The following is a 12,722-nucleotide window of genomic DNA, read 5'->3' on the forward strand; positions in this document are numbered from 1 at the left end:
CGCGCGCCTGAAACTGTCGCGTCTGGAATCGTGGGGACGGGCGGGCGGCAACCCGCCGTCGAACGGAGGAGACGGTGGCGATCCAGCACGCGGTCCTGGCCCTGCTCGCCCGGGGCCCCAGCTACGGCTACGAGCTCAAGGGGGCGTTCGAGCAGGCGGTGGGCCCGCAGTGGGGGACGCTGAACATCGGGCACCTCTACCAGATCCTCGACCGGCTCTCCCGTGACGGGCTGGTGGTCGCGGAGCGGCAGGCGCAACCGGTCAAGCCCGACCGGGTGGTATACGAGATCACCCCCGCAGGCCGCGCCGAGCTGGACCGCTGGCTGGGCGAGCCCAGCCCGCGCAGCGGCGGCTTCCGGGACGACTTCTTCCTCAAGGTCACCGCGGCGGCCCGCTCCGGTGCGCGGGACACGGTCCGTGCGGTGCTCGGCAACCAGCGCGGGCACCTCATGCGCGAGCTGCGCAACCTCGACGGGCTGCGTCGCCGCGCCGACGACGTGGTGGTGGCCCTGCTGCTCTCCGCCGCGAGCCGGCACGTCGAGGCCGACCTCGCGTTCGTCGACGACGCCGAGACCGTCCTGCTCGCCGACGACGGGGCGCTGCTGCACGCGTTGTCGTCCGCGCCCCGGCCCGCCGACTTCTCCCGGCCCGCCGTGCCCCCGGCGGGCCCCGCCCGGGCCGCCGGCTGACGGCGCGCGGGGCGGCTCAGGCGGGGCGACGCCCGCGGCTGGTCAGCCCGCCGACGGCCCGGGTCAGGCCAGGCGGCGCAGCCTGGTGACGGCCTCGGCGAGCACCTCCGGTCGCTTGCAGAACGCGAACCGGACCAGCCGCCGGCCCGCCTCGGCGTCGTCGTAGAACACCTGGGTCGGCACGGCCACCACCCCGCACCGCGCCGGCAGCGACCGGCAGAACTCGACCCCGTCCCGCCCGCCGAGCGGGCCGATGTCGGCCGTGACGAAGTACGTCCCCTCGGGCGTGAGGACGCCGAAGCCCGCGTCGGTCAGCCCGGCGACCAGCTGGTCCCGGCGGGCCTGCATCCCGGCCGCGAACTCCGCGAAGTAGGCGTCCGGCAGGGCCAGCGCCACCGCCACCGCCGGCTGCAGCGGCGCGCCGTTGACGTAGGTGAGGAACTGCTTGACCCGCAGCGCCGCCGAGACCAGCGGCGCCGGCCCGCTGACCCAGCCCACCTTCCACCCCGTGCAGGAGAACGTCTTGCCGGCCGACGAGATCCGCAGGGTGCGCTCGCGCATGCCGGGCAGGGTGGCCAGCGGCACGTGCGGCGTGGCGGCGTCGGCGAAGACCAGGTGCTCGTACACCTCGTCGGTCACCGCGTACGCGCCGTGCTCGCGGCACAGCTCGGCGACCAGGGCCAGCTCCTCGCGGGTGAAGACCTTGCCCGTCGGGTTGTGCGGGGAGTTCAGCAGGACCAGCCGCGTACGCGGCCCGAACGCGGCGCGCAGCGCCGCCGGGTCGAAGGCGTACCGGCCGTCGGCCTCGGGCCGCAGCGTGACCGGCCGCCGCACCGCGCCGGCGAGGGCGATCGAGGCCGCGTACGAGTCGTAGTACGGCTCGAAGCAGACCACCTCGTCGCCCGGCTCGCAGAGGGCGAGGATGCTCGCGGCGATCGCCTCGGTGGCCCCGGCGGTGATCACGACCTCGCCGTCCGGGTCGTACTCCAGGCCCCAGAACCGGCGCTGGTGGGCGGCGACGGCGGCCCGCAGCGCGGGAATGCCCGGACCGGGCGGGTACTGGTTCTGGCCGCCGCGCAGCGCCTCGGCGGCGGCGGCGAGCATCTCGGGCGGCCCGTCGGTGTCGGGGAAGCCCTGCCCCAGGTTGACCGCGCCGGTGCGGACGGCCAGGGCGGACATCTCGGCGAAAATGGTCGTCCCGAACGGCCGCATCCGGGCCACCAGCGGATCGACATCGGCGGGCGTCGTCGTCACCCGCGTCAGCCTACGGGCTCGCCCCGACCGCGCCCACCCTCGGCCGCCGGCCGGTCGTGGTCGGTTGGCCCCGCCTCGGGGCGCGGGCAGGTGGCCTCCGGTGGGCGCGTCGGCGCGGTGCCCCGGGCGAAGCCGGGACGGCGGGGCGGGAGATTCGTCCCCGGAGCGGCCCACCCCACCAATTCGCTCAAGCTCGATGCTTGTTTACCCGGCTTCTGCGCACGCGTGGTGAGCGAAACTGGGTTAGGCTGCGGACCATGTGTGGAATCGTGGGTTACGCCGGCGCGCGCCCGGCGCTCGGCATCGTGCTCGACGGCTTGCGCCGCCTGGAGTACCGGGGCTACGACTCGGCCGGGGTGGCCGTCGTGTGCGCCGACGAGCTGCTGGTCGAGAAGAAGGCGGGCAAGCTGGCCAACCTCGAGAAGGTGCTCGCCGAGCGGGCCGCCACCGACCCGGAGGCCTGCGCCGCCAGCCCGATCGGCATCGGCGACGGCACCACCGGCATCGGGCACACCCGCTGGGCCACCCACGGCGGCCCCACCGACCGCAACGCCCACCCGCACCTCGCCCCGGACGGGCGGGTCGCCGTGATCCACAACGGCATCATCGAGAACTTCGCGAAGCTCCGCGCGGAGCTGGAGGACGACGGCGTCCAGTTCAGCAGCGACACCGACACCGAGTGCGCCGCCCACCTGCTCTCCGCCGCGCTGGCCGACCTGCGCGCCGCCGGCGAGCCCGACGGCCCGCAGCTGCTCGCCGCCGCGATGCGGGTGGTCTGCCAGCGCCTCGAAGGCGCGTTCACGCTGCTCGCCGTGGACGCGGCGGTGCCCGGCGCGGTGGTCGGGGCCCGCCGCAACTCGCCGCTGGTGGTCGGCCGGGGCGACGGGGAGAACTACCTCGCCAGCGACGTCGCGGCGTTCATCGAGCACACCCGCGACGCGGTCGAGCTGGGCCAGGACCAGATCGTCCTGATCACCGCCGACTCGATCGAGATCACCGACTTCGCCGGCCTGCCGGCCACCGGCAAGGACTTCCACATCGACTGGGACTCCTCGGCCGCCGAGAAGGGCGGCTACGACTGGTTCATGCTCAAAGAGATCGAGGAGCAGCCGCAGGCCGTCGCCGACACCCTGCTCGGCCGGCTCACCGACAGCGGCGAGATCATGCTCGACGAGGTCCGCCTCAGCGACCAGGACCTGCGCGACGTCGACAAGATCTTCATCGTCGCGTGCGGCACCGCCTACCACTCGGGTCTGGTCGCGAAGTATGCCATCGAGCACTGGACCCGGATCCCCTGCGAGGTGGAGCTGGCCAGCGAGTTCCGCTATCGCGACCCCGTCCTCGACCGCTCCACGCTGATCATCGTGATCTCCCAGTCGGGCGAGACCATGGACACGCTCATGGCGCTGCGGCACGCCAAGGAGCAGAAGGCCCGGGTGCTCGCCATCTGCAACACCAACGGCTCGACCATCCCGCGCGAGTCCGACGCCGTCCTCTACACCCACGGCGGGCCCGAGATCGCCGTCGCCTCCACCAAGGCGTTCCTCACCCAGCTCGTCGCCTGCTATCTCATCGGCCTGCACCTCGCCCAGGTGCGTGGGATCAAGTTCGCCGACGAGGTGGCCGCCGTCGTGGACCAGCTCCACCAGATGCCCGGCAAGCTGCGCGAGCTGCTGGACCGGATCGAGCCCGTGCGGGAGCTGGCCCGGGAGATCAGGTCCGAGCCGACCGTGCTGTTCATCGGCCGGCACGTCGGCTACCCGGTCGCCCTGGAGGGCGCGCTCAAGCTCAAGGAGCTGGCGTACATGCACGCCGAGGGCTTCGCCGCCGGCGAGCTCAAGCACGGCCCGATCGCGCTCATCGACCAGGGCACCCCGGTGATCTGCATCGTGCCGTCGCCCGTCGGCCGGGGCATGCTGCACGACAAGGTCGTCTCCAACATCCAGGAGGTACGCGCCCGGGGGGCCCGCACCATCGTGATCGCCGAGGAGGGCGACGAGGCGGTCGTCCGCTACGCCGACCACCTGATCCGGGTGCCGCGTACGCCGACGCTGCTCGCGCCCCTGGTGACCACCGTGCCGTTGCAGGTCCTCGCGGCGGAGATCGCGGCGGCCCGGGGCCACGACGTCGACCAGCCCCGCAACCTCGCCAAGTCCGTCACCGTCGAGTAGCCGCCCAGGGGCCGGCGGCTCGGCCGCCTGCGGGAGTGGCCGGTCACCGGCCCAGGACGACGCGGGCCATGCCGTCCAGGGCCGGGTTGGCCGGGTCCCAGTAGCCGGTGTGGCCGTACCGGCCGCTGGGGAAGGTGCGCCCGCCGAAGCCCGGGTCGGCCGGGTCGTGGCCGAACCACAGCGCGTGGTCGTCCCGGCCGGTCAGCACGGCCGCCAGCGGACTGAGCCCGCGCAGGACGCGGCGGGGCAGCTCGTCGGGGGCGGGGGCCAGCCGGATCGCGTCGTCGGGTGCCGTGCTCGCCCAGACCTCGCCGCTGGGCAGCCGCAGCCCGTCGGCCCGGTCCACGCCGACGCCCGGCGAGCCGACGAAGACCAGCGCGTCGGCGGCGAGCCCGTGGTCGCGGGCGGCGGTGCCCACGACCAACGAGCCGTAGCTGTGCCCCAGCACCGTCTGCCGGGCCGGCTGGCCCTCGTGCGTCGCCCGCAGCCCCTCCTGGAACCGGTGCAGCGCCGGGCCGGCGTCCCGGGCCTGGTGGGGCAGCACGGCCTCGTGCAGGAAGTCCGGCGCGTCGTAGTCCAGCCAGAGCACCGCCGCGGTGGACGCCGTCGGGTCCAGCGCCGCGCAGCGGGCCTGCACCCGGGCGGCCCGGCCCAGCTCACCCGTGGCGTCGGCGAGGCCGGCGGTCATCCCCGGCACGTAGGTCAGCACCCGGTCGGCCCGGTCCGGGTCGCCCAGCGCCACGACCGTCCGCCCCTCGCCGCCCGTGTCCAGCCCCAGCAGGTACGCCCGGGGCTGCCCGCCGCCGTTCAGCCGGGCCGCCAACGCGTCCAGCCCCGTCAGGGCCCCCTCCACCCGGGCCAGCCCGGCCAGCTCCACCGGCCCGCGCGGCAGCCGGTCGAGCAGCCGGCGGCGCTCGGCCAGCAGCACCGCCCGCCGCCGGTCGACCAGCAGCCGGTTCGCCTGGTCCCGGGCCGCCACGGGCACCCCGTCGAGGCGGCCGACCAGCTCGGGCTCCCGGGCCACCAGCCAGCGGCGCTGCGCGGGCGTGAGCCCGGCCCACCAGGACCGGACGGTCGCCGGGCCGGCACCCGGCGGCGGACGCCAGGGTGGGGGCGGGGCCACCCAGCCCGCGCCGGCCGCCCGGGTCAGCTCGTCGAGCCGGCCGGCGGCCTCCCGGTCGGCCGCGTCGGCCAGTTCCAGGGCCGCTGCCACGGCGGCGGCGACCCGCGCCACGGGGGCGGGCCCGCCCGGCTGCGCCCGCGCCGGGTCGGCGCTCGCCCGGCCCCGCCGGTCCAGCCGCACCCCGCCGACGTCGGCCAGCACGACCGCCTCGGTCAGCCGGGCCTTGGCCCGCTGCAACCGCCCGGCCAGCTCGGCGAGCACCTGGTCGGTCTCGATCACCGCCGGCGCGAGGGCCGCCAGCTCGGACCGGAGCGCGCCGATCCGCCCGCCCGCCGCCCCGGCCGCGGCGCCCGCCCAGCCGCCCCGCAGCGCCCGGGCCGCCCCGTCCAGCTCGGCCGCCCGCCGGTCGACCAGCCCGGTCAGCCCCCGCCAGGCCGCGCCGGCCGCCGCCCAGCGGCCCGGGTCGGCCGCCCACAGCCGGGCGTAGGCGTCGCCCCCGGCGTCGGGGGACGCCCGCCCGCCGGCCGCGTCGGTGCCGCCGGCACGGCCCGCCCCACCGGCACCGGGCCTGGCCGGGCCGCCCTCCCCGCCGGCCGCCGCCGGGCTCCCGCCGCCCGCGCGCCCGCGCGCCGCCGTGCTCACCGGGGCAGCGTCGTGAGCCGGTGGGCGGCCCGCTCGTCGGCCGCCTGGTAGCCCTCGGCGGCGACGGTGAGCGCCCCCTGGGCGGCGGCGACCCGTGCGCCGAGCGCGCCACACCAGGCGTGCGCGGCCGACTCCAGGCCGGCCAGGGCGCCCGCCGACCGCCAGCCGGGCGCCGGCACCGCAAGCCCGGGCACGCCGGACAGCCCGTGCCCGAGCTGGAACGCGAGGTCGCCCAACGCCCCGGCGACCTCCCGCAGCAGCTCCGGGCGGACGGTGAACGGCTCCTCGGTCATCGGCGGACTCCTCCGGCTCGGTGCCCCGTCACGAGATGACGGGCGGCGCGGCCGGCCCGGATGGGCCGGCGACCCCGCCGTCGACGGGTGGACAGCGACGCCGTCGACGCTAGGCAGCCGCCCCGCCGACCGGAACGCCCTGTGGACAACGGGCGGCGGTCGTACCCCCGGGTTGTCCACAGGCATTGCCCACAGTCGACCCGACGGGTAACCTGCGGCCGCCTCCGCCGGTAGGGTGAGGCCATGATCCTCGACGGGCCGGGGTGGACCCGGCACGCGGACGATGCCGGCGACGGCGGCCCCGGCGCGGCCGCCGGACGGGGCGTGGCGGCATGAAACCGGTGTGGCGGGTCGCGGACGTCCGGGCGGCGGAGGCCGGGCTGATGGCCACCCTCCCCGCCGGCACGCTGATGCACCGGGCGGCGGCCGGGCTGGCCCGCCGCTGCGCGCTGCTGCTCGCCGACCGGGGCGGGGTGTACGGGGCCCGGGTGCTGCTGCTGGTCGGCACGGGCGACAACGGCGGCGACGCCCTGTACGCGGGCCAGCGGCTGGCCCGCCGGGGCGCCGGCGTCTCGGTGCTGCTGCTCACCCCGGGCCGGGCGCACGCGGCGGGGCTGGCCGCGCTGCGTGCCGCCGGGGGCCGCCTGGTGGACCGGCCGCCCGCCGTGGTCGACCTGGTGGTGGACGGGATCGTCGGGATCGGCGGCACCGGCGGGCTGCGCGAGGCGGCCGACCGGCTGTCCGGCGAGCTGCCCGGCCTGCGCGGCCGCGACGGCGGGCGGGCCGCGGTGGTCGCCGTGGACGTGCCCAGCGGCGTGGCCGTGGACACCGGCCACGTGCCGCCGGCAGCCTCCGGGCGGCCGACCGCGATCCGGGCCGACGTGACGGTGGCGTTCGGCGCGCTGAAGCCCGCCCTGGTGGTGGGCCCGGCGGCGGCGCTGGCCGGCCAGGTCGAGCTGGTCGACATCGGCTTGGGGCCGTGGCTGCGCGGCACGCCCGCGCTGCGGGTCACCGAGCGTTCCGACGTCGTCGACTGGTGGCCGGAGCTGGGCCCGGCCGCCGAGAAGTACACCCGGGGCGTGGTGGGCCTGGCGACGGGCTCGGCGGCGTACCCGGGCGCGGCCGTGCTCTCCGTCGGCGGCGCGCTCGCCGGCCCGACGGGCCTGGTCCGCTACGCCGGCAGCGCCCGCGCCGACGTGCTGCTCCAGCACCCCTCCGTGATCGCGAGCGGCCGGGTCGCCGACGCCGGCCGCGTCCAGGCGTGGGTCTGCGGCTCGGGGCTGGGCACCGGCGAGGAGGCCGCCGCCGAGCTGCGGGCGGTGCTCGCCGCCCCGGTGCCGGTGGTGCTCGACGCCGACGCGCTGACCCTGCTCGTGGACGGGTCGATGGCGGACCGGCTGCGCCAGCGGGACGCGCCGATCGTGGTCACCCCGCACGACCGGGAGTTCGCGCGGCTCTGCGGGGAGGAGCCGGGCGCGGACCGGGCCGCCGCCGCGCTGCGGCTGGCCGCCTGGATGAACGCGGTGGTCCTGCTGAAGGGGGACCGCACGATCGTCGCCACCCCCGACGGCCGGGCGTACGTCAACCCGACCGGCACCCCGGCGCTGGCCACCGGGGGCACCGGCGACGTGCTCGCCGGGCTGCTCGGCTCGCTGCTCGCCGCCGGGCTGGCCCCGGAGCGGGCGGCCGCTGCGGCGGCGTACCTGCACGGGCTGGCCGGGCGGGAGGCGGCCCGGTCGGGCCCGGTGACCGCGCCCGACGTGGCCGCCGCGCTCCGCCCGGTCGTGGCCGGCCTGCTCCACGGGCGGCCGGGCTCGGGCTGATCGACACCATGCCGGCGACATGGCGGGGTCGTTCGCCCACGGATACCGCCATCCGCCCGACATGGCAAAGCCTCCGGCACCCCGGTCAGTAGGCTGGGCACATGTGGCAGTCCGAGGTGCGGGTCGATCTTGACGCGATCCGGGAGAACGTGACGCGGCTGCGGGCCGGCACCAGCGCCGAGCTGATGGCGGTGGTCAAGGCCGACGGCTACGGCCACGGCATGGTGCCGTCGGCCCGCGCCGCGCTCGACGCCGGCGCGGACTGGCTCGGCGTCTGCACCCTCGACGAGGCGCTGACGCTGCGCCGGGCCGGCCTCGACGCGCCTGTGCTGGCCTGGCTGCTCGCCCCCGGGTTGCCGCTGCACGAGGGCGTCGCGGCCGGGGTGGACCTGGCCGCCGCGAGCCTCACCCAGCTCGACGAGATGGTCGAGGCGGGCCGGCTCGCCGACCGCCCGGCCCGGCTGCACCTCAAGATCGACACGGGGCTGGCCCGGGGCGGGGCCACCGTCGCCGACTGGCCGGCGCTGCTGGAGGCCGCCGCGAAGGCCCAGGCCGACGGCCTGGTCGAGGTGGTCGGCGTGTGGAGCCACTTCGTCTACGCGGACCTGCCCGGCCACCCGACGACCGACCGTCAGCTCGCGGTCTTCCACGAGGGGCTGGCCATGGTCGAGCGGGCGGGGCTGCGCCCGCGCTACCGGCACCTGGCCAACTCCGCCGCGACCCTGACCCGCCCCGACACCCACTTCGACCTGGTCCGGCCGGGGATCGCGACCTACGGGCTGTCCCCGGTGGCCGGCGAGCGGTTCGGGCTGCGCCCGGCGATGACCGCCCGGGCCCGGGTCATGCTCACCAAGCGGGTGCCCGCCGGCAGCGGCGTGTCCTACGGGCACACCTACCTCACCGACGCCGACGCCAACCTGGCCGTGGTGCCGCTCGGCTACGCCGACGGGGTGCCCCGGCACGCCTCCAACACCGGCCCGGTGCAGCTCGCCGGCCGGCGGCGGACGGTCTCGGGCCGGGTCTGCATGGACCAGTTCGTGGTCGACTGCGGCGACGACCCGGTGGCGGCCGGCGACGTGGCGACCCTGTTCGGCCCCGGGGCCGACGGCGAGCCCACCGCCGACGACTGGGCCGAGGCGGTCGGCACGATCAACTACGAGATCGTCACCCGGTTCGGCGGGGTCCGGGTGCCCCGCGTCTACGACGGCGAGCGGCCGTGAGCGAGCGCAGGGGCTTCCGCATCCCCCGGCCGCGCACCGCCGCCGGCCGGGTGGCCGGGGTCGTCGGGGCGGCCGTCGGGGTGGCCGCGGCCGGGCTCGCGGCGGGCGTGGTGAGCGAGCGCGCCCTGGTCCGTCGGCTCAAGGCGGATCCCGCCGACCCCTACGCCGACGAGGTCTTCGGCCAGCAGCGCTACGACGAGGCGTTCCGGCTGGAGCTGCCCGACGGCACCGACATCCACGTCGAGGTGGTGGAGCCGACCCGGCCCGTCCCCGGGCACCCGACGGTGGTGCTGGTGCACGGCTTCTGCCTGGACATGGGCACCTTCCACTTCCAGCGCAAGATGCTCGCCGAGCGGGGCGAGCACCGCATCGTCGCGTACGACCAGCCGGGGCACGGCCGGTCGGGGCGGCTGGAGACCGGCGAATACGATCTCGCCGCGCTCGGCCGCACGCTGCGCCGGGTCATCGACCGGACCACCCCGGAGGGCCCGCTGGTGCTGGTCGGCCACTCGATGGGCGGCATGACCATCATGGCGTTCGCCGAGCTCTACCCGGAGCTGTTCGGCGACCGGGTGGTCGGCACGGTGCTGATGGCCACCTCGGGCGGGCTGCTGGCCGAGACGAAGCTCGTCGCCCCGGCCCTGCTCGGCCGGGTCGGCGCGCCGGTGCTCTACATGGTGAGCAACGCCACCCGCTACGGCGGGCCGGCGATCGACGCCGCGCGCAAGTCGACGTCCAACGTGGCCTGGCTGCTCACCCGCAAGTACGGCTTCGGCACCCCCAGGCCCAGCCCGGCCCTCGTGTCGTACGTCGAGCTGATGAACTCCCGCACGTCGGCCGACACGGTCACCCGCTACCTGCGCACGCTGGCCACCCACTCCCGATATCCGGCGCTGGCCGCGTTGGCCGGCACCCCGGTGCTGGTGGTGGTCGGCGACAAGGACATGATCACCCCCGTGACCCACTCGGAGGAGATCGTCCGGCGGCTGCCGCACGCCGAATACCTCAAGATCCACGACAGCGGGCACGTGGTGATGCTGGAGCATGCCGACGAGGTCAACGGAGCCCTGGTCCGCTTCCTGGAGGGGCTGTGAGCCGAGCCGACGCGGCCGGTGCCGGTGTGCGCGTGACGCTGCCGACGGTGGCGGACACCCACGCGTTCGGCCGCCGGCTCGCCGGGGTGCTGCACGCCGGTGACCTGCTGCTGCTCACCGGTCCACTCGGTGCCGGCAAGACCGCGTTGACCCAGGGCATCGGCGCGGGCCTCGGCGTGCTCGGCGACATCACCTCGCCGACCTTCGTGATCGCCCGGGTGCACCGGCCCGATCCGGTGCGGGGCCGGGGCGTCGCGCTGGTGCACGCCGACGCGTACCGGCTCGGGGACGCGGCCGACCCGCGCGCCGAGATCGACGACCTCGACCTGGACGCGTCGGTCGACGACTCGGTCACCGTCGTCGAGTGGGGCGAGGGGCTGGTCGAGCAGCTGGTCGACGCACACCTGCGGGTCCGGATCGACCGGCGCGACGACGACACCCGGCTGGTCGAGCTGGAGCCGGTCGGCGGTGACTGGGCTGCGAGGCTGGCCGCCCTCGCCTGACCGGACGCCGTCGGCCCGAGGCTTTCCGTGGTCTTTCGTCGGCCCGAGGCTTCCGTGCCCGCCGTCGGCCCGCCCCGCGCGGGGTGTCGGACCGGGCTGGTAGGAAGGGGGCCGACCGACTGCGAAAGGTTGCCGATGCCCCACGACGCCCCCACCCTCGACCTGCTCTCCCTGCTGCCCGAGGAGTGGCGCGCCCTGCTCACCCCGCACCTCGACCCGGCCCGCACGGCCGCGCTGGCCGAGTTCGTCGCCGGGGAGTACGCCACCCAGACCGTCTTCCCGCCGGTCGAGGATCTGTTCTCCGCGTACCGGCTGTGCGGGCCGGGCCAGACCCGGGTGCTGATCCTCGGGCAGGACCCCTACCACAAGGCGGGGCAGGCGCACGGGCTGAGCTTCAGCGTCCGCGAGGGAGTCTCCGTCCCGCCGTCGCTGCGCAACGTCTTCAAGGAGTTGACCGAGGACCTGGGGGTGGCGAAGCCGCGCAGCGGCAACCTCGACGGCTGGGCCGCGCAGGGGGTGCTGCTGCTCAACTCGGTGCTGACCGTCCGGCAGGCCACCCCCGGCTCGCACGCCAACAAGGGGTGGGAGGAGTTCACCGACGCGACGATCCGCGCCCTCGACGCCCTCGACCAGCGGGTCGTCTTCCTGCTCTGGGGCGGGTACGCCCGCAAGAAGGCGGCCCTGGTCACCAACCCGCAGCACGTGGTGCTGGAGGCCGGTCACCCGAGCCCGATGAACCCGCGCGGGTTCCTCGGCAGCCGCCCGTTCAGCGCGACCAACAAGGCCCTCGCCGACGCGGGCCTGCCGACCATCGACTGGGAGCGTTCGGCGGGCTGAGCGGGCTCCACCGCCCGGCCGGGCGGATCGCCGGGTGGACCGCCCGGCGGGGAGGGCTGCCCGGCGCGTGGGTAGCGTCGCCCGGTCACACCGCACTTTCGGAGTGACCGGGCGATCACCGTCTGATTTAGACTGTCGGCATCCTGGTATCCCGGCGGCTCCACGGATCGGAGGCGGCACGTGGCGGCTACGGCGACGGTCAACCCGCAGCAGTGGCGCGCGGCCCAGGAGGCGCTGGCGGCGGCCACCGACCGGTTCGCCCGGCTCGTCGAGTCGGTCGACCGGCCGCAGAGCATGGTGACCGCGCACTGGTCGGTCGCCGACACCGTCGTCCACCTGGTCTCGGTCGCCTGGTGGTATGCGACGAAGCTCGACCCGGAGCACCCGCCGCTGCCGATCCCGGGTCTCGACGCCCGGCTGCCGACGGTCACCGTGGACACCATCGAGGGCGTCAACGACCTGGTCCTGGCCCACCTGACGGAGCGCGATCCCGCGCCGCTGCTGGCGCAGTTCCGCGCCGACGTGGCGAAGATCCTCTCGATCGCCGCCGACCGCGACCCCGACGAGTTGCTGCCCTGGTTCGGCGACGCCCGCGCCCCGCTCGCCGGCCTCTTCGGCCACCTCGTCAACGAGCTGCTCGTGCACGGGTGGGACATCGCCCGCGCCACCGGCCGGCCGTGGGAGATGCCCGGCCGGGAGGCCGTGCTGTTCTTCGAGGTGTTCCTCGTCGGGGTGGTCCGTGCCGGCTACGGGCGGCTGCTCGACAACGACGAGCCGCCCCGGGAGCGCCCGATCACGGTGGAGTTCCGATCGGCGTACTGCGCCGACATCACCCTCGTCCTGCACCGGGGGCTGGTGTCGATCGCCGCGCCGGGCGCCCGCCCGGACGTGCGGGTGCGATTCGACCCGGCGGCGCTCAACCTGATGCTGTTCGGCCGCGTGAGCCGCGTCCGCACCGCCCTCACCGGCGGCGTCTCGATCCGGGGCCGCCGCCCCTGGCTCCTGTTCCCCTTCCTGCGGGTCCTGCGCACCCCCAGCTGACCCCGCCCCGCCTGTCGATCAAGGGGTTCGCG

11 protein-coding genes are annotated in these 12,722 nt (G+C 76.3%); 8 read left to right on the forward strand and 3 right to left on the reverse strand.

All coding sequences use genetic code 11. The features are described from left to right. Window positions 1-74 precede the first annotated feature (74 nt). Window positions 75-689: a PadR family transcriptional regulator gene (locus TK50_RS19185; protein ID WP_043965614.1), complete on the forward strand. Its 615-nt coding sequence runs from the start codon at window positions 75-77 to the stop codon at window positions 687-689. 63 nt (window positions 690-752) lie between these two features. Here TK50_RS19185 and TK50_RS19190 read toward each other — a convergent pair whose 3' ends face one another. Beyond that, the gene (locus tag TK50_RS19190; RefSeq protein WP_043965615.1) at window positions 753-1,943 is read right to left on the reverse strand and encodes a pyridoxal phosphate-dependent aminotransferase; all 1,191 of its coding nucleotides are present in this window, start codon (window positions 1,941-1,943) and stop codon (window positions 753-755) included. Between the two features lie 257 nt (window positions 1,944-2,200). On the opposite strand from TK50_RS19190, the gene glmS reads away from it, so the two are divergent. Further along, window positions 2,201-4,114, forward strand: coding sequence for a glutamine--fructose-6-phosphate transaminase (isomerizing) (glmS, locus tag TK50_RS19195; protein ID WP_043965616.1), 1,914 nt, complete (start codon window positions 2,201-2,203; stop codon window positions 4,112-4,114). Window positions 4,115-4,157: 43 nt separating this feature from the next. Here the strand turns inward: glmS and TK50_RS19200 are convergent, their stop codons facing one another. Next, window positions 4,158-5,879, reverse strand: coding sequence for an alpha/beta hydrolase (locus TK50_RS19200; protein ID WP_338390907.1), 1,722 nt, complete (start codon window positions 5,877-5,879; stop codon window positions 4,158-4,160). Beyond that, window positions 5,876-6,172: a hypothetical protein gene (locus tag TK50_RS19205; RefSeq protein ID WP_043965619.1), complete on the reverse strand. Its 297-nt coding sequence runs from the start codon at window positions 6,170-6,172 to the stop codon at window positions 5,876-5,878. Before TK50_RS19205 ends, TK50_RS19200 begins: the two co-directional genes overlap by 4 nt. A gap of 332 nt (window positions 6,173-6,504) precedes the next feature. On the opposite strand from TK50_RS19205, the gene TK50_RS19210 reads away from it, so the two are divergent. The 6 genes from TK50_RS19210 to TK50_RS19235 all read left to right on the forward strand — a co-directional run bounded on the left by TK50_RS19210 (window position 6,505) and on the right by TK50_RS19235 (window position 12,690). Then, on the forward strand, window positions 6,505-7,995 hold the full coding sequence (locus TK50_RS19210; protein ID WP_043965621.1) for an NAD(P)H-hydrate dehydratase: 1,491 nt from the start codon (window positions 6,505-6,507) through the stop codon (window positions 7,993-7,995). Between the two features lie 101 nt (window positions 7,996-8,096). Further along, window positions 8,097-9,215: an alanine racemase gene (alr, locus tag TK50_RS19215; RefSeq protein ID WP_043965623.1), complete on the forward strand. Its 1,119-nt coding sequence runs from the start codon at window positions 8,097-8,099 to the stop codon at window positions 9,213-9,215. Next, window positions 9,212-10,309: an alpha/beta fold hydrolase gene (locus TK50_RS19220; protein ID WP_043965625.1), complete on the forward strand. Its 1,098-nt coding sequence runs from the start codon at window positions 9,212-9,214 to the stop codon at window positions 10,307-10,309. Before alr ends, TK50_RS19220 begins: the two co-directional genes overlap by 4 nt. Further along, entirely contained in the window at window positions 10,306-10,812 is a 507-nt protein-coding gene (tsaE, locus tag TK50_RS19225) for a tRNA (adenosine(37)-N6)-threonylcarbamoyltransferase complex ATPase subunit type 1 TsaE (RefSeq protein WP_229404695.1), read from the forward strand. Before TK50_RS19220 ends, tsaE begins: the two co-directional genes overlap by 4 nt. A gap of 135 nt (window positions 10,813-10,947) precedes the next feature. After that, window positions 10,948-11,649 carry a uracil-DNA glycosylase gene (locus TK50_RS19230; RefSeq protein ID WP_043965627.1) on the forward strand — a complete coding sequence of 234 codons (702 nt, stop codon included), beginning with the start codon at window positions 10,948-10,950 and terminating at the stop codon, window positions 11,647-11,649. Between the two features lie 180 nt (window positions 11,650-11,829). Next, entirely contained in the window at window positions 11,830-12,690 is an 861-nt protein-coding gene (locus tag TK50_RS19235; RefSeq protein ID WP_043965629.1) for a maleylpyruvate isomerase family mycothiol-dependent enzyme, read from the forward strand. Window positions 12,691-12,722 lie beyond the last annotated feature (32 nt).

It is taken from the genome of Micromonospora haikouensis, from assembly GCF_000876225.1.
GTDB lineage: Bacteria > Actinomycetota > Actinomycetes > Mycobacteriales > Micromonosporaceae > Micromonospora > Micromonospora haikouensis.